The following is a 25,528-nucleotide window of genomic DNA, read 5'->3' as shown; positions in this document are numbered from 1 at the left end:
ATTGGGTTTCAGCATCTGATTGTCACGCTTGGCATCAATAGCGGTCATGACCTGGCCTGCGGGTGTATCTATCTCTGTCGGATCGTTCATCAGGCCGCGCCTTCGTTCAGCGCCGGATTGCCCTGTATGGCGATACGCAGAGCGGCCAGGGCATCGTCCAGAATGTAGCTGTTGATCGCCCGCTCCAGCGCCACGAAGTAAGCGCCCAGGGCGGCCTTGAACAAGGCAGCCTCCTGTTCGAACAGTTCGATGGCATCGGAATCATCATCACTGAGCAGAAGCTCCAGCCGCGCAACCAGCAGACGTATCCGTGGCCAGTCGATATCACCCTGGGCAGCCTCTGTCAGCGCTTGCGCGGGTAGTACCCGCAGCACACAGTCGATCAACTCGGCACAGTGCTCAGCCAGCGCACCGAGCTGGGCGTCGAAACTGGCGTCAGGCTGCCCCAGCTTCAGTGCATCCTCCAGCTGTCCTGCCTGGTTGGCCAACGCTTCGGCACCGATGGTTGCCGCGGTGCCCTTGAGGGTGTGAAGCGCGCGCACAGCGTCTTCAATCAGTCCTTCGGCAAGTGCGATACGCGTCGTTTCTACGGCACCAGCTTGGCCCTGCACGAATTTACGCAACAGCGCCTCATAAGCCGGACGCTTGTTGAGCACACGACGCAGGCCGGCCTGCACATCCACGCCAGCGATATCAGGGAAAGCCGCTTCAGGCAGTTGCACCGGGGGCAGGGCCGCCTGTACTGCCACGGAAGTTTCAGTTGCAGGCAACCATCGCAACAACAGCGCGAACAGCTCGTCCGGGTCGATGGGCTTGGCCAGGTGCGCATTCATCCCGGCGGCCAGGCACTGCTCGCGATCAGTGATCATGGCGTTGGCGGTCATCGCTAACACCGGCAGATCACGCCAACGTGGATTGCTACGAATCTGCCGGGTGGCAGTGAGGCCATCCATTACAGGCATCTGTACATCCATCAACACAAGCTGATAGTCGCCAGCCGCGAGCCTATCCAGCGCCACCTGGCCGTTCTCGGCAACGGTGACACGCATTCTAGCGGCCTCCAGCAGATCGCGACCGACTTGCTGGTTCAGTTCATTGTCGTCGACCAGCAGCACCGATACATCGCGCAAGGCTCCCAGGTCATTCACGCTGACCTTGCTCACCGAACGTAGCGGCATCTCGGTAGCCGTGCTGCCACCCAACGCCCGAATCGCCGCATCGAACAGCAATGAAGGGCTTACCGGCTTGACCAGCAATAACGGGATACCCGCCTGCTCGGCCTCGTGGAACACTTCCTCGCGGCCATAGGCAGTGACGATCACCGGCTGCGGCGCTGGCTCGAGCAAGGCCAGACGACGACAGGTTTCCAGGCCGTCAATACCTGGCATACGCCAATCGACGAAGGCTGCCTCGAACGGCTCACCATCGGCACACGCCCTCGCAGCCAGCTCCAGCGCCTGCTCCCCGCTTTCGGCCTCTACCACCCTGAAACTCATCGAGCGCAGCAAACTTGAGTGGATCTGCAACGCTTGCGGATTGTCATCGACCACCAGCACCCGCCGGTTGCGCAGATCCGGGCTGGGCAGCAGCACCGGCATCGGTTTCTCGGTCGCGATGCCCAAACAGGCGGTAAACCAGAAGGTACTGCCCTGCCCCAGTACGCTTTCGACACCCACTTCACCCTGCATCAGCCCGGCCAGCCTGCGCGAGATAGCAAGCCCCAGGCCGGTACCGCCATATTTTCGTGTGGTGGAACTGTCAGCCTGCTGGAATGACTGGAACAACCGCGCCTGCTGCTCCGGCGACAGGCCGATACCGGAGTCCTCGACGGCAAACCGCACTCGGATGCCCTGCTCGTCCTGCTCCAGCAGTTGGGCACGAATCACAATCCCACCACGCTCTGTGAACTTCACCGCATTGTTGGCGTAATTGATCAGGATCTGTCCCAGACGCAGCGGGTCGCCGACCAGGCTGGTCGGCAAGGCAGGGTCGATATCGAAAATCAGCTCCAGGTCCTTGCTCGCGCATTTCTCGCCGATCAGGCTGGCCATGTTCTCCAGCACGGCCTGCAACTCGAAAGGCACGGATTCCACATCCAGCTTGCCGGCTTCGATCTTGCTCAGATCGAGAATGTCATTGATCAAGCTCAGCAGGTGCTGACCGGAGCGTTGAACCTTCTCGGCGTAATCGCGCTGCTTGGCGTTCAGAGCGGTGCCGAGCAACAGGTGACTCATGCCGATCACCGCATTCATCGGGGTGCGTATCTCATGGCTCATATTGGCCAGGAAGTCGGACTTGAGCTGGGAAGCACTCTCGGCCTTGGCCCGTGCAACCTGCAGCTCTTCTTCATGTTCGAGCAGAGCCTGGTTGGCTTCGGCCAGCTCCTGTGTGCGTTGCTGCACGCGCCCTTCTAGCACTTCTTCGTTCTCCTGCAGGGCATCTACCAGCCGGCCCTGCGCAGCAAGCAACTCGCGCTGGGCACGTACACGCTGGCGTGACTGGCGCAACATGGCCAAGCCAAAGAAGAACGTCAGCACACCTTGGAACAAAGTCAGCGCGGTGGTCACCACCACCTGATGGCGAAACTCGCCGTTACGCTCATCCACCGCTTGGGCGGCCAATTGCGCCGAGCTGTAGACCAGCTCCTGGATATCGTCCTGCAGCGCCTGCAACTGTTCACGCAACTGCACCGCATTCAGTGGTTTGCTCTGTCGGGCGAATGCGTCCAGCGCACGATCGCTCTCGTCGATGAACGCCTCGATGGCCTGCAGCGTATGTTGATAGACCGGCTCCTGGCCCATGAGGCGCATGGCCGAGTCCGTCTTGATGGTGGTGATACGGCTGACGAAAATGTCATAGCGCAAGCGCAATTCATCGATGCCGATACTGCCCTGTTTGTCCGATGAATGATTACGACGCGGCACCACAGGATCAAGGATATAGGTATGCAGCGCGTGGTCGAGGCGTTGATATTCCGTGCCCAATTGGGCGAAGGCCCAGAGCGCGTTGTCATCGCCGCTGCGCATCACCTCGCTCAGGCTGCGGTACTGATGCACGAGAATGGCGCCGATGGCCAGGTACAGGAAGACCAGGCCAGCGACCAGCACCCACAGCAGACGAAATCTGTGCATGCTTACTTGATCTGCAGCGAACGTAATTGCCAGGCGGAGCGGTTGTAGAACGTCGCGGCTTGCAGCTCGGCCTTGCTGTCGAAGGGATAGACCAGGAACAGCGGGCCCTTCTCACGCACCGACATGGCTTGCCCATTCATGGTCGTGGCGACGATCAAGTCGTATTTGATGGCGTCCTGAAAGGGGATCTCGGTGCGGTAGTCATTCAGTGCGACAGCAGACATGCTTTCGCCCTTGGCCCCGGCAGCAGCCAATACGTCACGCAGCAACGGCCCGCTGAAGGTAACCGGATCGTTGTACCAGGGCGTTTGCGTGGTGAAGCTGTGCTGCTCGAACGCATGCAGCATGGACATATCGAAATGCGCCTGCTGCAGGTTGTTGGGTTGACTGACCGCGCCGGTGATACGCAGGATTACTGGGCCGCTGGGCTTGTCTAACGCATGACTGAAGCCGGAGAACAGCAGCGCGGCGACGAACACCAACATGTGCAGACGATAGCGGTTTGTAGGCACGGGCGGCTCCTCTCATATCCATTATTCAGAGTACGCACGAAAGACCGTCAATCCCCTCCTGTGCCTTCCACACCACGCGTAAACGGGTCGATGAATGGCTTGGAACAAATTCTTGATCAGCTTGAGCGTCGGCAGTCCTGAATTAATGCCTGAGATTGCAGGCTAGCACCAGTCAATTCGCGACTAATTTGACGTCAACGAAACATCCCCATTTCTTACGGCGATCAAACCGTCACTCTGGCGGCCTTGAGCTGAGCGATCTGTTCGGCGTCGTAGCCCAGCTCAGCCAGCACCTCGGCGGTATGCGCGCCAACTGCCGTACCGACATGCCTTGGCGGTGGTAACCCTTCGGAGAACTTCAGTGGACAGGCCAGTTGCGCCTGCGCCGGCAAGCCTTCGCGCGGCACCTCGACGACCAGTTCGCGCGCCCTGATCTGCGGATGCTGCACCGCTTCGGACAGCGGCAGCATCGGCTCGACGCAAGCATCCAGCTCGGCGAATACCGCGCACCATTGCGCAAAATCGCGCTTCTCGAACTCGATCTCGATCTCGCGCTTGAGCGCGCGCTGGTCCTCGGGCTTTTGTGACAAACCACGCGCCGCTAACTCGGGGCGGCCGATGGCGGCGCAGAACTGCTGCATGAACTGCGGCTCAAGGCTGCCAACGGAGAACCAACGACCGTCGCGGGTACGGTAGTAGTCGTAAAAGCTGCCGCCATTGAGCGCCTGGTTTTCCATGTCAGGCTCGACGCCGGCACCCAGGTAGCCAGCCCCTGCCATGCCGTGCAGGCTGAACGCGCAGTCGGTCATGCTCACGTCGACCTGCTGTCCCAGGCCGGTAACCTGGCGCTGCACCACCGCCGCGAGCAGGCCGATCACGCCATGCAGCGAGCCACCTGCCAGGTCGGCCAACTGCACGCCAAGCGGTAACGGGCCACTGTCGCGGCGCCCTGTATAGCTGGCGATACCGGCCAGCGCCAGGTAGTTGATGTCATGCCCGGCACGGTCGCGGTACGGCCCGCTCTGGCCATAACCGGTGATCGACACGTAGATCAGCCGCGGGTTAATCGCCTTGAGCGCCTCGTAACCGACGCCCAGCTTGTCCATCACACCGGGGCGGAACTGCTCGAGCACGATGTCGTACTCGCCAACCAGTTGCTTGACCACCTCAACGGCCTCTGGCCGCTTAAGGTCCAGGGCGATGCTGCGCTTGTTGCGGTTAAGGTAGGCATGACTGGTGGAGGTTCCGCCATCGTGCGGCGGCAGCACGCGTACCAGATCCATGCGCGTGGGCGACTCCACCCGCAGCACCTCGGCGCCCATGTCGGCCAGCAGCAACGAGGCGAACGGCCCAGGCAGCAGCGTGGAAAAATCGAGAATCTTCAGCGATGACAACGGGCCGGACATGGTGACTCCAGATGCGATGCTTGGCGTAGTGCGGGCAGGTTCGTAGCCCCCCTACAAGGGTAGATGAAAGGCTCGCCTACAGCTTCATCCCGCGACTGATGATCTCCTTCATGATCTCCGAGGTGCCGGCGAAGATGCGCTGGATACGCGCATTCGCGTACATCTTGCAGATCGGGTACTCCCACATGTAGCCCCAGCCGCCGTGCAGCTGCACGCCCTCGTCGACCACCTTGCCGAGCAGTTCGGTAGTGAACAGCTTGGCCTCGGCAGCCACTTCGGGAGTGAGCTTCCTCTGGTTGTGGTCCATCACGCAGCGGTCGGTGAACACTTGCGCCACGTCGACCTGCGTGCGCATTTCCGCCAGCTTGAAGCGGGTGTTCTGAAAATGCGCCACCGGGCGGCCGAACGCGTGGCGCTCCTTGACGTACTCGATGGTGGTCTGCAACGCAGCCTCGGCGCCGGCCACTGCGCCACAGGCATTGGTCAGACGCTCCTGGGCGAGCATGTTCATCAGGTAGAAGAAGCCGCTCTTGGCGTCGCCCAGCAGGTTGTCCTTGGGCACCTTGACGTCATTGAAAAACAGCTCGGCGGTGTCCTGGCTGTGCATGCCGAGTTTCTTCAGCTTCTTGCCGCGCTCGAAACCGGGCATGCCGCGCTCCACCAGAAACAGGCCCATGGCGTGCTTGTTGGCCGGGTCGGTCTTGGCCGCGACGATCACCACATCGGCCAGATAACCATTGGAGATGAACACCTTGGAGCCGTTGAGCAACCAGTGATCGCCCTTGTCCACCGCCGTGGTGCGCATGCCGGCCAGATCCGAGCCGGCAGATGGCTCGGTCATCGCCACCGCCAGGATGGTTTCACCGCTGATGATGCCCGGCAGCAGCCGCGCCTTCTGCTCGGCATTGCCGTACTCGGCGATATAGGGACCGCACAGCGCCGAGTGCAGCGGGATCATGAACCCTGGTTCGTTGATGCGCGCCAGCTCCTCGCACATGATCTGTTCGTAGCGAAAGTCCTTGAGCCCGGCACCGCCGTACTCCTCGTCCGCCCAGGGCAGCAGAAACCCCATCTCGCCGGCTTTGCGCCACACGCTGCGATCCACCACCCCAGCCTCTTCCCAGGCTTCCTGATGCGGCACCACCTCTTTATCGAGAAACGCAGCGAAGGCGTCGCGGAACAGGTTGTGCTCGGTGTCGAAATGGTTGCGTTGCATGGGGCGGATCCTCCGCTGTTGTTATGTCCTTGAGGTTAAGGGCCGTCCCGCCGCCCCTCAATGACCCATGCGCTCAGCCTCGGTTGACCCAATCGCTCGGTTGGCTTGCCCTGACTGGGAGCAACTGCCTACCATCGGCCACCCTCGCTTTCGGAAACCCAGCATGCGCGAACGCACCATTGCCAGCCACTTCGTCCGTGCCGCCCTGCGCGGTGCGGACCGCCATGGCCTGGCCTGCGACCTGATACTGCGTCAGGCTGGCATCCAGAGCGCCGTGCTGGTCGAACCGCGCGCACGCATCGCCCCGGAACAATTCTCCCGCCTGATGCAACTGCTGTGGGAAGCGCTAGACGACGAATACCTGGGCTTCGGTCGCCAGCCGAGCAAACGCGGCACCTTCGCCATGATGGGTCACGCCATCATCCACTGCCGCAGCCTGGAAAAAGCCCTGAGCCGTGGTGCGATGTTCTACGGCCTGTTTCCCGACGCTCCTAGCATCAGCCTGCAACGCGAAGGCGACTGGGCGCGGCTGAGCGTCGACGACAGCACGCTGTGGGACCCGGATCATTTTCTCGTGGAGAGCCTGCTGGTGATCTGGCACCGCCTGGGCAGTTGGCTGATCGGCCAACGCATCCGTTTGGAAGAAGCCACCTTCGCCTACCCCGAACCCGCGCATGCCGCCGAATACGAACTGCTGTTCCCCTGCAGCCGACGCTTTGCCGCCGGGCAAAACAGCCTGCTGTTCCACGCCCGCTACCTGACCATGCCGTTGCTGCAGGACGAACGCACGCTCAAGCAATTCCTCCAGCACTCCCCCGCCGACCTATTGGCCCGCCCCGACGGCGGCGACAGCCTGATCAGCCAGATTCGTCGCCTGCTCGGCCGCGACTGCCGCACTTGGCCCGACCTGGAACAGGTCGCCCAACACCTGCACACCAGCCCGCAAACCCTGCGTCGTCACCTGCGCGAAGAAGGCACCAGCTTCCAGGAGCTCAAGGACCACCTGCGCCGCGACCTGGCCATCTACCACCTGGGCCGCGACGAACTGGCGATTCAGGACATCGCCGAACAACTCGGCTTCTCCGAACCCTCGGCCTTTCACCGCGCGTTCAAGAAATGGACGGGGCTAACGCCAGGGGCCTATCGCGCGCAGGAAGGTTAAACCACACGAACCTGGACCGAATCAGTAGCGGGAGAGATCGAATGAGAGCTCGTGTAAGCGTTATCACCCTGGGGGTAGAGGATCTTGAGGCTTCACTAAGTTTCTATCGTGATGGTTTGGGTTTCGCGACAGAAGGCATAGTCGGCCAGCAATTCGAACATGGCGCAGTGGTTTTCATCGAGATGCAGGCGGGCCTGCGTCTAGCGCTGTGGCCGCGCGCCAGCATTGCGCATGACACCGGCCTAGCCGTACATCCCAGAAGCTCTACCGAGATGACGCTTGGTCACAACGTGGCCAGTGCAGAAGAAGTCGATACGCTCATGAGACAGGCCAAGGCGGCGGGCGCGGCGATCATCAAGCCGGCCCACACAACATTTGGGGGTGGCTACGCCGGCTACTTTCAGGACCCGGACGGTCACGTCTGGGAAGTGGTGTGGAACCCGCAATGGGCCGTTTGAGTCGGTCACGACTCAGTCGTACAACCGCACCCTGAAACAGGCGCCGCCCAGTTCCGAATCTTCCAGGCTCAGCTCACCGTCGTAGCTTTCGACGATATCTTCTACCACCGCCAGGCCGATGCCCTGCCCCGGGTTCTGCGCATCCAGACGCTCGCCGCGTTGTAGCACCCGCTCTCGCTGTTGCTGCGGTACACCGGGGCCGTCGTCCTCGATGGTGATCAGGCAGCCGCCTGCCAGCGGTTGCAGCCTGACGCGTACGCGTTGCAGACAGAGGCGGTAGGCGTTCTCCAGCAGGTTGCCGAGCAGCTCCATCAGCGCGCCACGTTCCATGGTGATCTGGCTGTGCTCGGGCACTTCCAGTGTCGCTTCGACGCGCTTGTCGCGGTAGACCTTGTCCAGCGAGCGGCACAAGCCGTCGAGCACCGGCCAGACCTGCTCGCGATGACGTACCAGGCCGCTGCGGCGCAGGCTGGCGCGCTGCAATTGGTAGCCGACCTGCTGGCTCATGCGTTCGATCTGCGCCTGCATCAGCTGCGCCTGCTCGCGATTTTCGTGTTGAACGGCAAGGGTTTCGCCGATGCCCTGCAACACGCTGAGTGGTGTTTTAAGGCTGTGGGCGAGGTCTTCCAGCGAGTCGCGATATCGCTCGCGCTGACGCCGCTCACTGTCGAGCAGGCGGTTGAGGGAATTGGTCAGGCGTAGCAGTTCGCGTGGATGCTCATCACTCAGACGTTGACGGGTGCCCGCTTCCACGCCATCGAGCTCGTCGCTGAGGCCGCGCAGGCTGCGAAAACCCCAGGTCAGGCCAAACCACAGTAGGCCCAGCAACACCAGCAAGGCGATGCCCAACCACAGACGCAGTTGCCAGGCAAAGCCGTTGAACAGCCCCTGGTATTCGCGCGTCGGCTGCATGGTCACGATGCTCAGCGCGGTTTGGTCGCCGCGCAGCAAATCCACTTCCACGTCGTATACGAAGTATTCCTGGCCGCTGTCGTCGCGAATGCGGATGAACTCGTGGCCGCGACCGTCGTAGCGCGGCAGGTAGCGCACCAACTCGTCGATGGAGGAGCGTGAGCGCCAGATCATCTGGCCTTCACGATCAAAGATGAAGCCCAACAGGTGCGAGTCGAGGTTGTCGAATTCCTCGTCGGGCATCTTGTCCGGCATGTGCAACTGGCCGTCATGGATGCGGGCGGCAGATATCAGCGCAGCCGCATCGGAGGCCAGACGTTTCTCCACGGTCTGCTCCAGGGCCATGAGAAACACGCCCTGCAAGACTGGCATCAGCAACAGCATGAACAACATTGCCAACGCGGCACTGGCCAGCATCAGGCGCAGCCTCAGCGAGCCGAAACGTATGCGCAATTTGCGCAGAGCGGCGCGCGCTCGGCTCACTTGCAGCGCTCGTTGAACATGTAGCCCTGGCCGCGCACTGTCTCTATTGGTTTGCCGCCAAGCACACCTTCCAGCTTGCGCCGCAGACGACCGACCAGCACCTCTATGACGTTGGGGTCACGCTCGTCGTCGCCCGGATAGAGTTGCTCCATCAGACGTTCCTTGGCGACCACCTGCTGGTGATGCAGCATGAGGTATTCGAGAATGCGGTACTCGTAGGCAGTCAACTGCAGCGACTGCTCATCCACTGTGGCCTGCTTGCGATTGAGGTCCAGCACCAGCGACCCCGCCTCGATGGTCGATTTGGTGAAGCCGGAAGAGCGTCGCAGCAGCGCGTTGAGGCGTGCCTCCAACTCTTCGAACTGGAACGGTTTGACCACATAGTCGTCAGCGCCGCAGGACAGCCCTTCGACCTTGTCCTGCCAGTTACCGCGCGCGGTAAGGATCAGGATCGGAAAATTCTTGTCCTGACTGCGCAGCTCACGGATCAGGTCGATACCGCTCATACCCGGCAGACCGAGATCGACCAGGGCCAGGTCATGATTGAAGGACTCAGCTCGGTACAGTGCTTCTTCGGCGGTGCGCACGGCGTCCACCACATGCCCGTTTTCACTGAGGCGAGTGAACAGATGGTGACGCAGTAACGCCTCATCCTCCACCACCAGCAATTTCATGAGTTGTCCCCCTTTTTAGTTGTACGAAGGCCGGGCAGAAGCCCGGCCTGGTAACGCTAAGCCGCCATCAGAAGGCGAAGTTGGCGCCGAGGTAGAGCTGCGAACTGCTATGCAGGTCCAGCGACCCGGCCTTGCCTTCACCACGCGGTGCCATTTCTGTGCTGGCGTTGGTACGCAGATAACGATAGCCGGCTTCGATCGAGGTATTGCTGTTCAGTTCCTGCAGGATACCGGCCTGCAAACCTGCAGCAAATCCGATGTCGCTGTCGCGGGAGAAGCCGCGGCTTTCCTGCTCGAGCTTGACCAGGCCGGCGGTTACACCACCGAACAGCTTGGTGTTGTTGCTGCCCAGCGGGACGAACATGTCGTAGCTACCGAGCAGATTCTGCTGACGCAGTTTGTAGCCATTGTGACTGTCGGAGACATTCTCGTAGGTCGCGTAGTAGCGACCGTCAGCAGTCTTCTGGCCGGCGCGGACACCCCAGGTGCCCTCACCATTGATCACTTTGTCCAACTTGGGATTGCCGAGATTGGCATTCAGCGCGTTGGACTTCTGAATGTTGTTGTCAGTCTGACCCCAGGTCAGGCCGACGAAATTGTCATTGGCTTGGGCAGCGGTTGCGCCCAGGGCCAGGCAGGTAGCGAATGCGATACGGTTCAGGGTGATTTTCATTGAATCCTTCCTCTCGTTGCAGTTTTGATCAACTCGGCAACAAGTCTGCGGGAAGACTACTGAATCCCTCCTGAACCCTCCTTGAACCTGCACTGAACGAGCGACAAACAGCCTAGATACGCCGTACCAGAGCCCCTGCCGCGACGAATAACGAGGCAAGCACAGCCAGCAACGCCAGCCAACCGGCGTGCTCCCAGACATAACCACCGACGTAGCCCACCAGGCTGGAGCCGAGGTAATAGGCACACAGGTACAGTGCCGATGCCTGCGCCTTGGCCCCCTGCGCGTGGATACCGACCTGCCCGCTGGCAACCGCATGAGCCGCGAAGAAACCCAGGGTGAACAGCGCCAGCCCGATCACCGCAGCGCTCAACCAGGGCATCGCACATAAGGCCACACCCAACAACATCAAGCCGATCCCACCGTGCAACACCTGGCGTGCGCCAAAGCGTGGCACCAGGCGGCCCGCCCAACCGGCACTGAAGATGCCCAGCAGGTAGACGGTGAACAACAGGCCGATCACCGTCGCCGAGAGGTTGAACGGCGCGCCGGCCAGGCGAAAGCCAACATAGTTGAACAGCGCAACGAAGCCGCCCATGAGCAGGAAGGCCAGAGCAAACAGCACGCGTAGACGCGGGTTGCTCAGGTGCAAGGCGAAGTTGCGCAACAGCCCGCGCAAGGACAGCGGCTGGGCAGTGAAATGCCGTGAAGGCGGCAACAACCAGATAAACAGCCCCAGCGCCAATAGGCCGAGCCCGGCAATGCCGCCCAAGGCCCAGGGCCAACCGCCCAGGTCACTGAGCAGACCGGCCAGCAAGCGCCCAAGCAGACCGCCAAGCGCCGTACCGCCGATATACAGCCCCATCGCTGCCGGTAATGCTTCGGGGTCGAATTCTTCGCCGACATAGGCCATGGCCAACGCAGGCAAACCGCTCAATGCCAGCCCCAGCAGCGCACGCAGAATCAGCAAACTGCCCCACTCTTCTACCAGCGCGCAGGCGATCCCCAGAACTGCTGCCAACCCCAGCGCTGCAGCCATGACCGGCTTGCGCCCCCAGCTCTCGGCCAGCGCGCCGGAGATCAGCAGGCACAGCGCCAGGCTCAGTGTGGTCAGGGATAACGCCAGGCTGCTACTGGCCGCAGACACGCGAAAGTGCGTCGCCAGCATCGGTAGCAGCGGCTGCACGCAGTAGAGCATGGCGAAGGTGGCGAAACCGGCGCAGAACAACGCCAGAGTGGCGCGCCGATAACCGGCGCTGCCGCGGGTAAGATGGGTAGCGGACATCAGGCAGACTCATGAAGCACGGCGCAGGTTCGGCCGAGGCAAAAGCTTAGCATGCTACCTATCGTTGCGACTGCCCAACGTGGCGGTTTTCTCGGTGTTACTGCCCGCGCAACTGCTTGAGATGCGCCTGCAAGCCTGCCGACGTCTGCTCACCAACCAGGCGCTCGCGCAGCTTGCCGTCGGCATCGACAATGTAGGTCACCGGCAGCACGTCATTGCGCGGCAACTCGAAGCGCGCCGCCGGGTCCTGCGCCAGCACGGTGAAACGAATATCGAAACTGTCCGCTGCGCGCTTGAGGTCATCACCCTGCAGGGCATCGAAATTGACGCCGATCACTCGCGCCGACTGGGTTTTCAGTTCTTCTTCCAAAGCGTTGAGCTCGGGAATTTCCGTGCGACACGGCGCACACCACTCAGCCCAATAATTAATGACTAGCCACTGGCCATCCAGGCTCTCAGCCGTTACCTTTCGTCCATGCTGATCAAGGCCGTAATCTTCGGCACAAGCCGTCAGCAACAGACCGGCGCAGATACTCAAAACAGCCTTGCCGAATTTCCGGAGCCCTAAGCCCATGTACTCGATCCTCGTCCACCCGGGGTTGATATGACGCTGGATGCCCTGCGCCTGGAAGTACCGGACATCCGCGAGGACAACAGCTTATCGCCGGCGGAAATCGCCCAGCGACTCGCGGCTGCTCGCCACCTAGAGCCGGAACATGGCCTGCAACAAGTGCTGGGCCTTTTGTTTTCGCTCAATCGCAGCGCTCTGACCTTACTGGAAAGGCAGCGTGCGCTGCAAAACTTCAGTGACGAGTACCGCCATTACGCCAGCCTTGCCAATCGCCAGCATCCGCCAAGCCCACTATTCGTGCGGTTGTGCGGCGAATTGGCGATCGGTTTCAAACGCCTGCTACTGCAAATTTTGCAGGGTCGCCAGCCGTCGATGCCGCACCTGGCGTGGTGCCTGTACATGGCCCAGCACTTTCTTGCTCAGCAGTTGCTGCGCCACTACCAGCTGTACCAGGAGCCGCCTGCAACGCTCTGGCGCGACAGCCACTTGCTGTACTGGATCGGCGAACATCAGCAGTGTCTGGATGAGCCGGTGGCGGCGGCCTTCGAGCCGAAGCCGTCCAGCACCCTGCGCGGGCTCTATCAGCAGATGCTGCTATTGGCCCTGAGCAACCCATTTCATCTCGATGAGGGCGAATGCCTGGCCCTGTTCAGCGCGCTGGCCCCTTTGGCAGCACTGGCGAGATTGCAAGCCTGGGACGATGAAGACGATGCCGAAGGTCCGGTGGTCGACCTCAGCGAATCACAGGCCTGCCTCAGTTTCGAACAACGTATCGAAGGCGAAGCTGCCAATCTGCGCCGCTTCGAACTGGGCGCGCTACTGATTGCCCTGCACGAACCCGCGCCGCTGCAAAGCGCGCAGGAGCGCCAGTTGCTCGAACGAGTGCGCCAGCACTGGCTGGGCCGCCAGCAACGTCGCCATGAACGTGCCGAACTGGAAGGCCAATGCAGCCTGGTGGTGGGCCTGCCGGCCATCCATGCGCAGCTGCTGGACAAGTTGCCGCAGCGTACCGAGGCGCAGATTCTCGACGCCAGCCCGGGCGGCGCGCGCCTGCTGTGCAACGCCAACGAGGGTGGACAACTGCAGGTCGGGCAACTGGTTCTGTTGCTGACCAATGCCACACCGACACTGGCCCTGGTACGTTGGCGTCATCTCAACAGCGAAGGTTTGCACCTCGGGCTGCGCTATCTGAAAGGCCTACCACGGCCGGTCTGGCTAAGGCGCGCGCCCAATGCGCAGACTCACCCTGGCGTGCTGCAGAGCACCCCGGCACCGGGCAACGGCTGGCACCACGGCCTGTGGCTGCCCAACGGCCAGTTCAGTTCCGGCGAGCACCTATGGCTGCAACTGGCCAGCGTGCATAACCAAGCGATTTTGCCGCTGCCCGAAGGCAACCTGCAGACCTCATCGGTTACCCGTCACCCGCTGCGCCTGGCCTGATATACAAAACTGCGACGCCAGTCACGCGGCCTGTCCGCCGAGTGCACAGTTTCGCCAACAGGTGGCTGCTTATAATTCCTGGCACTCAAGTCTCACCCAGCCTGGAATTTCACCATGTCCCAAGCGCAAGACAAGCTGATTGGCTCCGTGCCCTCGCGCATCGTCGACGTCGCTCACCTGCTGGTCACCCCCTACGAGGGGCGCGTGGCCGAATACAATGTCGCCACCTGGCTGCAATTGCCGGGGCTGGCCAACCTGCCGGTGTCGCTGCTGGTGAGTTATCGCGACGGGGACAAGCGCCGCGAGGTCAATGTCGACCATGGCAAGGTCAATGCCCACGGCAAGATCCTGCTCTCCGGGATCGCTCGCATGCCGGTGCGGATGAAGATAGAAGACATGCAGGTACGCCTGCGCTCAGCTGTGCCGGCGCAGAGCCTGGTGGTCGAGGAGTTCTTCGTTCAAGCCGTCGAACTGGCCAACAGCGAGAGCCGCCAGGCCATGGCCTGAACCAAAACGGCAACATCGAACCCCGCGCAGTGACGCGGGGTTTTGCTTTCAGCCAGAGGAGACTCCGGGGCTGGGTGCAGCCTGCGGGCTTGAATCATCAGCGTCTGACTGCAGGTTTTCGGCAACCACGTGTTCGAGCAGCGACTCAGGCCAACGCGCAAAGTGCAGACCAGTGATTCGGTTAAGCCGCGCCAGCGCTTCCTGCGGATCGCGTCGATGAAGGTGGATTACGCTGTTTTTTACCGTCATTACTGCCTGCGTCCTCAGCGATCCCTGCCCCTGCTGGCAGTTCGATAGCAACTGCTCCTGCAGTAGCTAGAAGCGTGCCAACCCTTGTACAACGCATTCCTTGGCGCCTACCCCTTGCGTCCAGGCCACGGCAGGACTAGGCAACGCCTGAAACTGACGTTTTTTGTCACCGTTCTGGCGCCCCATCGCCCGACACACCACGCGGGCTTGCTCAGCCCTTCCCCGGCAACCAATCCGCCAGACTGGCTCCGAATTGTGCCTCACGCTCCGCTTGCATGCGCTCCAGCCCCTCGCGCAATGCCGGGTACCAGGGCTCATCGAGCTGAGCGGGCAGTTGCGACAGACTCGGCAATGGCCAGGGACTGCACTCGAGCAATTGATACAGGGAGAAGTTGTGCAGATCGCGGCACAGCACCCACCCTCCGCCATTGGCCTTGCATGCCAGGTGCTCGCGCTCGAGAAAATCCATCACCTGCGTCCATTCGTCTTCGGGCAACCGCCAGCCCGCACGTTGCATGTCGCCGTAATGCAGAGCCTCGCCCTTCTGCTGACGTTTGAGCAAAAGCCGCAACACCACCAGCACAATCAGCCCCTTGGGGATAGGCTCGCGGCGCCAGTGCCGCGGTTGCGACAGGCCATACACCAGCTCGGCGCCCAGCAGCACGATCAACCAGGACAGATAGATCCACACCAGAAACAGCGGCACTGTGGCGAAGGCGCCGTAGATCAGGTGATAACCGGGAAACAGCCGCACATAGAGGCCGAACAGCGCCTTGGCCACTTCGAACAGCACGGCGCTGAACAGGCCGCCCAGCAGAGCATGAGACAACGGCACCCGAGTGTTGGGGACCGCGGCATAGAGCAAGGTAAAGGCCGCGATGCTCGATAACAACGGCGTGAAAGCAAGCAGCGTCTTGGCACCGATTACTGCATCCGGCCCGGAGATCAGTGACAGCGAGGCGATATAGGTACTGACCGCGAAACCGGCCCCCAGCAGCAGCGGCCCAAGGCTGAGAATCGCCCAGTACAGCAGGAAACTGGACATCCCGCGGCGTGGCTGGCGCACCCGCCAGATCACGTTGAAGGTCTTCTCGATGGTCACCAACATGAGGAAAGCGGTAACGGCCAGCAGACCCACGCCGAACCAGGTCAGCTGCCGCGCCTGGGTGGTGAACTCACGCAGATACTCCTGCACCGTCTCACCCGTGGAGGGTACGAAGTTGTTGAAGATGAACCCCTGGATTTCCTCGCCTACACCTTGGAACGCCGGAATTGCCGACAGCATGGCGAAGGTCACGGTCATCATCGGCACCACGGCGAACAAGGTGGTGTAGGTCAACGCCGCTGCGTTGCCTGCGCCGCGGTTATCCACGAAACGCTGATACAGGCTGAGCCAGAACCCCATCCAGTCCTTCAAACGACGCAGCATGACCTCTCCTTAGCCCTCAAACCTAAACAGACAGACAATGCGCCGCGTAAAAAGGTCGCAGCAAAGCCGCCCCAGCGGTTTGCGTGCATCCGCGCATCAGGCGGTTAGAATAGCCGCCACTTCAAGCCGGATGCGAGCCACCATGACCGACCTGACCCTCTACCACAACCCGCGCTGCTCAAAATCCCGCGGTGCTCTGGAGCTGCTGCAAGCCCGCGGCCTGCAACCGCACGTCGTGCGCTATCTGGAAACGCCACCCAGCGCCAGCGAGCTCAAGAGCCTACTCGGCAAGCTGGGTATCTCCGCACGCGACCTGCTACGTAGCGGCGAGGACGAATACAAGACGCAGGGCCTGAGCGATGCCAGCTTGAGTGAGGCGCAACTGATCGAGGCCATGGTCACGCATCCCAAGCTGATCGAGCGCCCGATCCTCATCGCTGGCGACAAGGCCGTGATCGGCCGACCACCGGAAAAAGTACTGGAGCTACTGGCATGAGCGCGCCCTACATCCTGGTGCTCTACTACAGCCGCCATGGCGCCACCGCGCAGATGGCCAAACAGATTGCCCGTGGCGTCGAGATGGCTGGCCTGGAGGCGCGCCTGCGCACGGTGCCTGCGGTATCCAGCGAATGCGAGGCCGTTGCGCCGAGCGTTCCGGAGGACGGCGCTATGTACGCCACTCTGGATGATCTGAAGAACTGCTCGGGCCTGGCCTTGGGCAGCCCGACCCGTTTTGGCAACATGGCGGCGCCACTCAAGTACTTCATCGATGGCACCAGCAACCTGTGGCTCACCGGCGAACTGGTCGGCAAGCCGGCTGGCGTGTTCACCTCCACCGCCAGCCTGCATGGCGGTCAGGAGACCACCCTGCTGTCGATGATGATCCCACTGCTGCACCACGGCATGCTGCTCTGCGGCCTGCCCTACAGCGAAGCGGCACTGCTTGAAACCCGTGGCGGTGGCACGCCCTACGGCCCCAGCCACCATGCGGGCGGCGACGGTAAACGCGCGCTGGACGAACATGAAGTCACCCTGTGCCGTGCACTGGGTCAACGCCTGGCGCAAACCGCCAGCAAACTGGAGCGTTGAACGTGGCCCGAGCGAAGAAACCCCTGCCCAGCCTCGAGTGGCTGGAGCCACGGGTCAAACTCAGCCGAGCGCTGAGCCTGTTCAGCTTTATCGCCCTGCTGGCCCTGCTGCTGGTGTGGAATCTGGCCTTCGCTGACCTGCATGGTGCGCGGGTCGGGGTTGTATTGGCGATCCAGTTGCTGCCGCTTGCACTGCTCGCCCCCGGCATGTTGCTGGGCAACGCCCGCGCTCATGCTTGGGCCTGCTTCGTGGTCAACATCTACTTCATCCAGGGCGTGCTCGCCGCCATCGATCCGGCGCGTGCACTGTTCGGCGCACTGGAGGCCGTGATCAGCTTCGGCCTGTTCTGCTGCGCACTGCTCTACACGCGCTGGCGTTTTCAGTACGACCGCAAGCTGGCAGGCGAATAAACGTCCTGTGTAGGAGCGAGCTCTGATCGCGAAGCTCTTGTGCAACCAAGAGCTCGCTCCTGAACCTCAGTTCCCGATGCAGTTACCAGCCCAGCGTTTCCTTGAGGAAGGGAATGGTCAGCTTGCGTTGGGCCTGCAGCGAGGCCTGATCGAGGCGCTCCAGCAGTTCGAACAACGCACTCATGCTGCGCTCGCCCCGAGTGAGGATGAAGCGACCGACCTCGTCGCTCATCTGCAAGCCACGGCGCGAGGCGCGCAGTTGCAGAGCGCGCAGCTTGTCCTCGTCGGACAGTTCATGCAGCTGGAAGATCAGCGAAAGGGTCAGTCGCGACTTCAGATCAGGCAGTTGAATCGGCAACTCGCGCGGTGACATGGTGCCTGCCAGCAACAAGCGCCTGCCGCTGTCACGCAGACGGTTGAACAGGTGGAACAGCCCTTCTTCCCAGTCGCTGCGTCCGGCCACAGCATCGAGATCATCGAGGCAGACCAGCTCGCACAGCTCAAGGTTGTCGAGCAACTCCGGGCCATGCTGCACCACTTCGCTGAGCGGCAGATACACCACCGCTTCGCCACGCTGTTCGAAACGCAGGCAGGCCGCCTGCAGCAGGTGGCTGCGCCCGACGCCTTCGGCGCCCCAAAGGTAGATCAGGCTTTCCGTCCAGCCGGCGTCGGCCTCGCACAAGCGCTCGACATAGCCCAGGGCCGCAGCATTGGCGCCGGGGTAGTAATTGGCGAAGGTGGCGTCATCACGCAGACGCACCCCCAGAGGCAGCTGGATTGGTTTCATGCTCAGGGTCTGTTCCCGTTTCGGCGCGAGCCGCGTTGCTGCGCCAAATGGCGCCAGGCCAGGCGTGGAGCGCAGGTAATGGTCGCTCCCTTGTCAAGCTCCACAACGCAGCATGGCGCCATTTGCCGCGCAACCCGAAGGGCCGGGCCAGTTTCTGCGCGCTGCTGCGTTATTCGTCGTTCATTTGGAATAACCAAATTTCTCTCCTCATGCCTTGCCCCGCGCAAAAACTGGCCCCGGCGCGGCCGCGGCGAAACGGGAACAGACCCTACCTCGTCGGCTCGTCGGAACCGCTATTGGACTCTCCGTAAAGGCCGGAAAGTTTATACAAATCATGGGCATGGCGCAGCAGAACCATGATCACGGCAGCAACCGGCAAGGCCAGCAGCACGCCGGTAAAGCCAAACAGTTGGCCACCCGCGAGGATGGCGAAGATCACCGCGACCGGGTGCAGGCCGATGCGATCACCCACCAGCATGGGCGTGAGGACCATACCCTCGAGCAACTGGCCGATCATGAACACCACGCCGATACCGATCAGCGGATAGGGCTCGAGACCGAACTGGAACAGCGCAGCGGTCAGCGCCGCACCGATACCGACGATAAAGCCCATGTACGGCACGATACTGGCCAGGCCCGCCAGCACACCGATCAACAGCCCCAGCTCCAGTCCCACCGACATCAGGCCAACCGAATAGATGACGCTCAGCGCCAGCATCACCAGCAATTGGCCGCGCAGGAAGGCGCCCAGCACTTCATGACATTCGCCAGTCAGCTTGACGATCAATCCTTCGCGCTGGCGCGGCAGCAGGCGGCGCACGCGCTCGACCAGCAGATCCCAGTCGCGCATCAGGTAGAAGCTCACCACCGGAATCAGCATCAGGTTGCCCAGCCAGGCCAGCAGTGCCAACCCCGAGGATGTCGCCTGGGCCAGCACCGCCTTGAGCACATCGGTGGTCTTGCCAATGTTGTCGGTAAAGACCTGCTTGAGTTGATCGACCTGCAGCAGGTCATCCTGCAGCCCCAGATGCGACTGCGACCACGGCAAGGCCGTGCCTTGCAACCAATCGAGCATTTCCGGCGCCAGCTGATATAGACGCACCAGCTGCCGTCCCAACATGGGCACCAGCACCAGCAGCAGGATCAGCAATACCAGAGCGAACAGCGCGAATACCACCACCACGCCCCCCGTGCGCGACAGCCGATGCCGCTCGAGACGGTCGACCAGCGGGTCGCCCATGTAGGCCAGCAGGATACCGATCAGGAACGGGGAAAGAATCGGGTGCAACAGGTACAGCAGCCAGCCGAGCAGAAACAGCCCAGCCATCCATAGCCAACGGGTGGAATCGGTCATGCTCGCGTCCTCGATGCGAAACGGCGCCAGGAAGGCGCCGCGTAACTGGGCTGTGGTCTACCCGGCGCAGATTCTACCAGCGAAAGCGCAATTGATCGGTGCGCGGCTTCACCTGCGGCGCCTCGGTTGCAGCGGCCTCCGGGTTCTCTACTGGCTCAGCAGCATCGAGCGGCTCACTGACTTCCTGCAGTTGCCCCAATGCCAGTTGCGCGCGCAGCTGCTCCGGGCTGGCGCTGACCTGATAAACCAGGCGCTGGCCGTCGATTTCCTGCAAACGCGCGGCGAAGGGTTCGAGCAAGCGCTCCAGTGCCGCGAAACGGCCCAGGTCGGCACCTTCTATCACCAGAGTCAGGCTTTGTGCAGCACCCGGCTTGACCAGGAAACGTGGCGCCAGGCGCTCGGCCACGGCCAACAGCACTGCATCCGCCAGCGCTGCCTGATCGGCGGCCTCTGCCTTGCCCTGCTCGCGCTCGTCACCCAGCCACAGGCGCCAGGTCGCCTGCCAGCTGCCGCCGCTTTCAGTCGCCTGCACGGCCAGCAAGGCATCGGCGCCGTAGCGCTCGGACGCCTCGCGCAGGGCTTGTGGATCGTTGGCCAACAGCACATCGGCAGTACCCAGCGCCTGCTCGCTCAGGTCCGCCAGCGGCAAACGCAGTGGCAAGCCACGATGTTGCGCGGCATCGCGTAGCAGTGCCGATGCGCTCTGGCTTTCACCAACCAGTTGGCTGCCTTCCGGCGACTCGTTGAGCCACCAGGTCAGGATGGCCGGGCGATTGGCACCCCACAGAGCCAGGCCGGCCTGACGCAACTGGCGCTCGGTACTGCCCGGATCGAACTCGACCAGCAACGCGTCACCTTCATAACCGTACTGGCTGACGATCTGCTGCGGGTCCTTGCGCAGCCCTTCCAGCCCGGCACTTTGCAACGCCTTGGCGTCGCCGGTCAGGCGTAGCACCAGCGTCTGCAGGGCTTTCTGCATGGCAGCGTCGCGAGTTTCCGGCTGTTGGTCGGCCACGGGCTCGCGCACCTGGTACAGACCGGTAACCGGCGCGGCCAATACCGGCAGGCTCAGCAGCGACAGACAGAGGAACAACAGGCGGATGGGCAAACGCATTGGGGTGGACTCTCGCAAGGGATGGCCGCACGGCGGGCGGGCACAAAGGCCTATACCTTAAACAGCCGCTCAAGCCCCGGCAACCAGAGCCAGTGCCTGCGACGAAGCGCATGCACACGAGTGGCCGCTACCGGGCAAGCCTGATAAAATCGCGCGCCTTCGCCAGCCGGTACGCGCGCCGGGCTCCTTGGATGAGCCTGCGCCACGTCGGCGCCTACACGAACTCCCCATCCAAAGGCCCGGATCTATGAGCAAGCAACCCTCCATCAGCTACAAGGACGCAGGCGTCGACATCGATGCCGGTGAAGCCCTGGTCGAACGCATCAAAGGCGTCGCCAAGCGCACTGCGCGTCCGGAAGTCATGGGTGGCCTGGGCGGCTTCGGCGCCCTGTGCGAGATCCCGGCCGGCTACAAGCAACCGGTACTGGTGTCCGGCACCGACGGTGTCGGCACCAAGCTGCGCCTGGCACTGAACCTGAACAAGCACGACAGTATCGGCCAGGATCTGGTCGCCATGTGCGTCAACGACCTGGTGGTCTGCGGCGCCGAGCCGCTGTTCTTCCTCGACTACTACGCCACCGGCAAGCTCAACGTCGACGTCGCCGCCACCGTGGTGACCGGTATCGGCGCTGGTTGCGAACTCGCTGGCTGCTCCCTGGTCGGTGGTGAAACCGCCGAAATGCCGGGCATGTACGAAGGCGAAGACTACGACCTGGCCGGTTTCTGCGTCGGCGTGGTGGAAAAGGCCGAGATCATCGACGGCTCCAAGGTCGTCACCGGCGACGCCCTGATCGCCCTGCCTTCCTCCGGCCCGCACTCCAATGGCTACTCGCTGATCCGCAAGATCATCGAAGTTTCCGGCGCCGACATCGAGCAGGTGCAACTGGACGGCAAGGCTCTGGCCGATCTGCTGATGGCGCCGACCCGTATCTACGTCAAGCCGCTGCTCAAGCTGATCAAGGACACTGGTGCGGTCAAGGCCATGGCCCACATCACCGGCGGCGGCCTGCTGGACAACATTCCGCGCGTGCTACCGCAAGGCGCCCAGGCAGTGATCGACGTGGCCAGCTGGAATCGCCCAGCCGTGTTCGACTGGCTGCAGGAACAAGGCAACGTCGACGAACATGAAATGCACCGCGTGCTCAACTGCGGCGTCGGCATGGTCATCTGCGTCGCTCAGGACCAGGTTGAAACCGCCCTGGCCAGCCTGCGCGCCAGCGGCGAACAACCTTGGGTCATCGGCCAGATCACCGCCGCAGCAGAAGGCGCAGCCCAGGTTCAGTTGAACAACCTGAAAGCTCACTGATGCCCTGCAATGTCGTCGTCCTGATCTCCGGATCAGGCAGCAATCTGCAAGCGCTGATCGACAGCGTCGGCCACGACGGCAATCCGGCCCGCATCGCCGCGGTTATCTGCAACCGCGCCGATGCCTATGGCCTGGAGCGAGCGAAACAGGCCGGGATCGCCACCGGCCTGCTCGACCACAAGCAGTTCGATGGCCGCGACGCCTTCGACGCAGCGCTGATCCAGACCATCGATGCCCACCAGCCTGACCTGGTGGTGCTGGCTGGCTTCATGCGCATCCTCACGCCGGGCTTCGTTCAGCACTACGCAGGCCGCCTGCTGAATATCCATCCGTCACTGCTACCCAAGCACAAGGGGCTGCATACCCATCAGCGCGCCCTGGAAGCCGGCGACAGCGAACACGGCTGCAGCGTGCACTTCGTGACCGAGGAACTCGATGGTGGCCCTCTGGTCGTACAAGCTGTGTTGCCGATCAAGGCAGACGACACGGCCGAAAGCCTTGCTCGCCGCGTGCACCAGCAGGAACACCAGATCTATCCGCTGGCAGTGCGCTGGTTTGCCGAAGGCCGCTTGCGTCTTGGCGCTCAAGGCGCAATGCTGGATGGCCAGCCGCTGCCCGCCAGCGGCCACCTGATTCGAACCTAGGAGACTCTATGCGTCGTGCCCTGCTGTTCGCCCTGACACTGTTCAGCCTGTCCGCCTTTGCCGAGGACCTGCAGCCTTTCTCCGCCAGCTACACAGCGGACTGGAAGCAGCTGCCGGTCAGTGGCAGCGCCGAGCGCAGCCTCAAACGTGAAGACGACGGCCGCTGGACCCTCAACTTCGAAGCCTCGATGCTGGTCGCCGGCCTCACCGAAGAAAGCACCTTCCGCGTCGACAACGGTGCCCTGCTGCCACTGACCTACCGCCTAAATCGCAGCGGCCTGGGCAAAGGCAAGAAGGTCGAGCAGGACTTCGACTGGGAGCAGAAGCAAGTCATCGGCAGCGACCGTGGCGATGCCGTGCGACTGCCGCTCAACCGTGGCCTGCTGGACAAATCGACCTACCAGGTTGCCCTGCAAGAGGACGTTGCGGCCGGCAAGAAGAGCGTGAGCTACCAGGTGGTCGACGGTGACGAGATCGAAACCTATGACTTCCGCGTGCTGGGCGAAGAAGTGGTACGCACCAAGGCGGGCCTGATCGACGCAATCAAGGTCGAGCGCGTGCGTGACCCCACACAAAGCACCCGCAAGACCGTGCTGTGGTTCGCCAAAGACTGGGGCCACCTGTTGGTGCGCCTGCATCAGGTGGAAACCGACGGCAAGGAATACCAGATCATGCTCAAGGAAGGCACCGTCGCCGGCAAGGCGGTAGAAGGTCGTCGCGACTGATCTACAACTGAATAAAAAACCGGGCCATTGCCCGGTTTTTTATTGCCCGCCGTAAACGCTGGCAAACAACGCCAGGCCTGGCCTCTCAGTCCTGACTCACCGCACCGATCTTGTGAATCGACAGGTCAGCACCGTTGTATTCCTCTTCCTGACTCAGGCGAATACCCAGCGACGCCTTGAGCAGGCCATACACCACGAAGCCGCCGACCAGCGCGACCACCACCCCCAACGCAGTGCCGATCACCTGGCTGGCCAGGCTCACGCCACCCAGGCCGCCGAATGCCTCGAGACCGAAGATGCCGCAGGCAATGCCGCCCCAGATACCGCACAGGCCATGCAGTGGCCAGACGCCGAGTACGTCGTCGATCTTCCACTTCACCTGCGTCGCGGTGAATGCCCAGACGAACAATGCACCGGCAATCGCCCCAGTGACCAGAGCACCGATCGGATGCATCAGGTCCGAGCCGGCGCAAATCGCGACCAGGCCCGCCAGCGGGCCGTTATGCAGGAAGCCAGGGTCGTTGCGCCCTACCAGCAGCGCGGCGACGGTACCGCCAACCATGGCCATCAGCGAGTTGACCGCCACCAGGCCACTGACGCCTTCGAGCGTCTGCGCGCTCATCACGTTGAAGCCGAACCAACCGATGATCAGGATCCACGAGCCCAGTGCCAGGAACGGAATGTTCGAGGGCGCCATCGCCACCAGCTTGCCGTCGCGATAACGCCCGTTGCGGCGCCCCAGCAGCAGCACGGCACCGAAGGCCAACCAGCCGCCCATGGCATGCACCACCACCGAACCGGCGAAGTCATGGAAGCCGGCACCGAAGCGAGCCTCGAGCCAAGCCTGGAAGCCGTAGTTGCCGTTCCAGATCATGCCTTCGAAGAAGGGGTAGACGAAGGCAACGATCAATGCCGTGGCGCACAGCTGCGGGCCGAACTTGGCACGTTCGGCAATACCACCGGAGATGATCGCCGGAATCGCCGCGGCGAAGGTCAGCAGGAAGAAGAACTTCACCAGGCCGTAGCCATGGTTCTCCGTCAGCACCGCAGCCGGCTCGAAGAAATTGATGCCGTAGGCGATCCAGTAGCCGATGAAGAAATATGCCAAGGCGGAAATAGCGAAATCCGAGAGAATCTTCGATAACGCGTTGACCTGGTTTTTCTGCCGTACCGTTCCCACTTCGAGAAAGGCAAAGCCGGCATGCATGGCCAGGACCATGATGGCACCCAGCAGGATGAACAGGGTATTGGAGCCGTGGATCAGCGTGGCCACGGCACTGTTGATGTTTTCCATCGAGAAAGAAAACTCCGGAGGCAGAAGAAAAGGCACCAAACAAAGGCACAAACCCGAAAACGCGCACCACAATGCAGCCAGACACTGTGGGGCGCCCTCGAAAAGTGCCGTCGAGTGGCCCTAAAATAGCGCCACCAAATATCGACATATCGATGCTTATTTCTTGTTAATCAAATGGTTATGCGCGAAATGGACCATCCTGAGCCGCCCCGAAAAAGCCCCATCACAGGGCATTTCTCGACCTTCGCGCACCAGCAAAATGCAATCGCTATACCAAACGCCAGGCCGGTCACTTCCCGACTATTCTTGCGGAACCCTCACGCTGCAGAGCAATCGTAAGTAGCACATACCAACGCAGAGGACTGCTCACTATGCCCCGCAAAGCCGCTACTCCAAGCACCAAGGACGCCCTGCTGGATGAATTCCAGGCTCTGGTCAGCGATACCGAGAAGCTCCTGCAACATTCCGCCAGTCTCGCCGGCGAACACGCCGAGGCCCTGCGTGATGACATTCGTGGCAGCCTCGATCGTGCCCGAGACACCCTGCACAAAGCCGAGTCTGGCCTGCGCGAGCAGGGCAAGATCGCCGTCGACGCCACTGAAGACTATGTGCACAAGCACCCATGGCAGGCACTGGGTTTGTCGGCCGCTATTGGCCTGGTGCTCGGCCTGCTGATCAGCCGCCGTTGACAGCGCCA

At 62.1% G+C, this 25,528-nt stretch carries 25 protein-coding genes; 11 read left to right on the top strand and 14 right to left on the bottom strand.

All coding sequences use genetic code 11. The features are described 5' to 3' along the window. Nucleotides 1-89 precede the first annotated feature (89 nt). The 4 genes from RTH74_RS20300 to RTH74_RS20285 all read right to left on the bottom strand — a co-directional run bounded on the left by RTH74_RS20300 (nt 90) and on the right by RTH74_RS20285 (nt 6,265). Nucleotides 90-3,131, bottom strand: coding sequence for a response regulator (locus RTH74_RS20300; RefSeq protein WP_316915844.1), 3,042 nt, complete (start codon nt 3,129-3,131; stop codon nt 90-92). Between the two features lie 2 nt (nt 3,132-3,133). Next, nucleotides 3,134-3,643 (bottom strand): molybdopterin-dependent oxidoreductase, encoded by a 510-nt coding sequence (locus tag RTH74_RS20295; protein WP_316915843.1) that lies wholly within the window; start codon nt 3,641-3,643, stop codon nt 3,134-3,136. A 224-nt stretch (nt 3,644-3,867) separates the two neighbouring features. Continuing rightward, complete coding sequence (locus tag RTH74_RS20290) at nt 3,868-5,049, bottom strand: CaiB/BaiF CoA-transferase family protein (RefSeq protein ID WP_316915842.1); 1,182 nt, start codon at nt 5,047-5,049, stop codon at nt 3,868-3,870. A gap of 76 nt (nt 5,050-5,125) precedes the next feature. Then, on the bottom strand, nt 5,126-6,265 hold the full coding sequence (locus tag RTH74_RS20285) for an acyl-CoA dehydrogenase family protein (RefSeq protein WP_316915841.1): 1,140 nt from the start codon (nt 6,263-6,265) through the stop codon (nt 5,126-5,128). A 163-nt stretch (nt 6,266-6,428) separates the two neighbouring features. Between RTH74_RS20285 and RTH74_RS20280 the strand changes: the two genes are divergently transcribed. Then, the gene (locus RTH74_RS20280; RefSeq protein WP_316915840.1) at nt 6,429-7,427 is read left to right on the top strand and encodes an AraC family transcriptional regulator; all 999 of its coding nucleotides are present in this window, start codon (nt 6,429-6,431) and stop codon (nt 7,425-7,427) included. A gap of 41 nt (nt 7,428-7,468) precedes the next feature. Then, the gene (locus RTH74_RS20275; protein ID WP_316915839.1) at nt 7,469-7,885 is read left to right on the top strand and encodes a VOC family protein; all 417 of its coding nucleotides are present in this window, start codon (nt 7,469-7,471) and stop codon (nt 7,883-7,885) included. Between the two features lie 12 nt (nt 7,886-7,897). Here RTH74_RS20275 and RTH74_RS20270 read toward each other — a convergent pair whose 3' ends face one another. The 5 genes from RTH74_RS20270 to RTH74_RS20250 form a co-directional block, all read right to left on the bottom strand. Beyond that, entirely contained in the window at nt 7,898-9,280 is a 1,383-nt protein-coding gene (locus RTH74_RS20270) for an ATP-binding protein (protein ID WP_316915838.1), read from the bottom strand. Next, the gene (locus tag RTH74_RS20265) at nt 9,277-9,954 is read right to left on the bottom strand and encodes a response regulator transcription factor (RefSeq protein ID WP_099523335.1); all 678 of its coding nucleotides are present in this window, start codon (nt 9,952-9,954) and stop codon (nt 9,277-9,279) included. Before RTH74_RS20265 ends, RTH74_RS20270 begins: the two co-directional genes overlap by 4 nt. A gap of 67 nt (nt 9,955-10,021) precedes the next feature. Next, nucleotides 10,022-10,627 carry an outer membrane beta-barrel protein gene (locus tag RTH74_RS20260; RefSeq protein WP_075748654.1) on the bottom strand — a complete coding sequence of 202 codons (606 nt, stop codon included), beginning with the start codon at nt 10,625-10,627 and terminating at the stop codon, nt 10,022-10,024. Nucleotides 10,628-10,739: 112 nt separating this feature from the next. After that, nucleotides 10,740-11,912, bottom strand: coding sequence for an MFS transporter (locus RTH74_RS20255; RefSeq protein ID WP_316915837.1), 1,173 nt, complete (start codon nt 11,910-11,912; stop codon nt 10,740-10,742). A 97-nt stretch (nt 11,913-12,009) separates the two neighbouring features. Beyond that, nucleotides 12,010-12,486 carry a TlpA disulfide reductase family protein gene (locus RTH74_RS20250; RefSeq protein WP_316915836.1) on the bottom strand — a complete coding sequence of 159 codons (477 nt, stop codon included), beginning with the start codon at nt 12,484-12,486 and terminating at the stop codon, nt 12,010-12,012. A gap of 30 nt (nt 12,487-12,516) precedes the next feature. Between RTH74_RS20250 and RTH74_RS20245 the strand changes: the two genes are divergently transcribed. Both RTH74_RS20245 and RTH74_RS20240 read left to right on the top strand, forming a co-directional pair. Continuing rightward, nucleotides 12,517-13,923, top strand: a complete 1,407-nt coding sequence (locus RTH74_RS20245) for a PilZ domain-containing protein (protein WP_316915835.1) — start codon at nt 12,517-12,519, stop codon at nt 13,921-13,923. Between the two features lie 114 nt (nt 13,924-14,037). Then, on the top strand, nt 14,038-14,430 hold the full coding sequence (locus tag RTH74_RS20240; protein WP_099523345.1) for a hypothetical protein: 393 nt from the start codon (nt 14,038-14,040) through the stop codon (nt 14,428-14,430). 460 nt (nt 14,431-14,890) lie between these two features. Here the strand turns inward: RTH74_RS20240 and RTH74_RS20235 are convergent, their stop codons facing one another. Continuing rightward, entirely contained in the window at nt 14,891-16,108 is a 1,218-nt protein-coding gene (locus RTH74_RS20235; RefSeq protein ID WP_316915834.1) for a YihY family inner membrane protein, read from the bottom strand. Between the two features lie 142 nt (nt 16,109-16,250). On the opposite strand from RTH74_RS20235, the gene arsC reads away from it, so the two are divergent. The 3 genes from arsC to RTH74_RS20220 are packed head-to-tail and all read left to right on the top strand — an operon-like array spanning nt 16,251 to nt 17,607. Then, nucleotides 16,251-16,604, top strand: coding sequence for an arsenate reductase (glutaredoxin) (gene arsC, locus RTH74_RS20230; RefSeq protein ID WP_316915833.1), 354 nt, complete (start codon nt 16,251-16,253; stop codon nt 16,602-16,604). After that, nucleotides 16,601-17,197, top strand: a complete 597-nt coding sequence (gene wrbA / locus RTH74_RS20225; RefSeq protein ID WP_179576966.1) for an NAD(P)H:quinone oxidoreductase — start codon at nt 16,601-16,603, stop codon at nt 17,195-17,197. Before arsC ends, wrbA begins: the two co-directional genes overlap by 4 nt. A gap of 2 nt (nt 17,198-17,199) precedes the next feature. After that, complete coding sequence (locus tag RTH74_RS20220; RefSeq protein ID WP_179576967.1) at nt 17,200-17,607, top strand: DUF2069 domain-containing protein; 408 nt, start codon at nt 17,200-17,202, stop codon at nt 17,605-17,607. An 82-nt stretch (nt 17,608-17,689) separates the two neighbouring features. On the opposite strand, the gene hda is transcribed toward RTH74_RS20220, so the two are convergent. The 3 genes from hda to RTH74_RS20205 form a co-directional block, all read right to left on the bottom strand. Beyond that, nucleotides 17,690-18,394, bottom strand: a complete 705-nt coding sequence (gene hda / locus RTH74_RS20215) for a DnaA regulatory inactivator Hda (protein WP_099523360.1) — start codon at nt 18,392-18,394, stop codon at nt 17,690-17,692. Between the two features lie 268 nt (nt 18,395-18,662). Continuing rightward, nucleotides 18,663-19,748 carry an AI-2E family transporter gene (locus RTH74_RS20210; RefSeq protein WP_099523363.1) on the bottom strand — a complete coding sequence of 362 codons (1,086 nt, stop codon included), beginning with the start codon at nt 19,746-19,748 and terminating at the stop codon, nt 18,663-18,665. A gap of 73 nt (nt 19,749-19,821) precedes the next feature. Then, nucleotides 19,822-20,862, bottom strand: coding sequence for a DUF2066 domain-containing protein (locus RTH74_RS20205; protein ID WP_125835711.1), 1,041 nt, complete (start codon nt 20,860-20,862; stop codon nt 19,822-19,824). A gap of 247 nt (nt 20,863-21,109) precedes the next feature. Between RTH74_RS20205 and purM the strand changes: the two genes are divergently transcribed. The 3 genes from purM to RTH74_RS20190 are packed head-to-tail and all read left to right on the top strand — an operon-like array spanning nt 21,110 to nt 23,537. Continuing rightward, on the top strand, nt 21,110-22,168 hold the full coding sequence (gene purM / locus RTH74_RS20200) for a phosphoribosylformylglycinamidine cyclo-ligase (protein WP_099523368.1): 1,059 nt from the start codon (nt 21,110-21,112) through the stop codon (nt 22,166-22,168). Further along, nucleotides 22,168-22,812, top strand: a complete 645-nt coding sequence (gene purN / locus RTH74_RS20195; protein ID WP_106735007.1) for a phosphoribosylglycinamide formyltransferase — start codon at nt 22,168-22,170, stop codon at nt 22,810-22,812. The genes purM and purN overlap by 1 nt, the downstream gene beginning before the upstream one ends. Nucleotides 22,813-22,820: 8 nt before the next feature. Continuing rightward, the gene (locus RTH74_RS20190) at nt 22,821-23,537 is read left to right on the top strand and encodes a DUF3108 domain-containing protein (protein WP_106735006.1); all 717 of its coding nucleotides are present in this window, start codon (nt 22,821-22,823) and stop codon (nt 23,535-23,537) included. Nucleotides 23,538-23,622: 85 nt separating this feature from the next. Here the strand turns inward: RTH74_RS20190 and RTH74_RS20185 are convergent, their stop codons facing one another. Continuing rightward, on the bottom strand, nt 23,623-24,831 hold the full coding sequence (locus RTH74_RS20185; protein ID WP_099523375.1) for an ammonium transporter: 1,209 nt from the start codon (nt 24,829-24,831) through the stop codon (nt 23,623-23,625). Nucleotides 24,832-25,202: 371 nt separating this feature from the next. Between RTH74_RS20185 and RTH74_RS20180 the strand changes: the two genes are divergently transcribed. After that, nucleotides 25,203-25,520 (top strand): DUF883 family protein, encoded by a 318-nt coding sequence (locus RTH74_RS20180; protein WP_099523377.1) that lies wholly within the window; start codon nt 25,203-25,205, stop codon nt 25,518-25,520. Nucleotides 25,521-25,528: the final 8 nt, after the last annotated feature.

The sequence above is a fragment of the Pseudomonas sp. zfem001 genome, from assembly GCF_032621725.1.
Classification (GTDB): domain Bacteria; phylum Pseudomonadota; class Gammaproteobacteria; order Pseudomonadales; family Pseudomonadaceae; genus Aquipseudomonas; species Aquipseudomonas sediminis.
The sequence above is the reverse complement of the archived record's forward strand: the minus strand, read 5'-3'. Positions and strand labels throughout refer to the sequence as shown.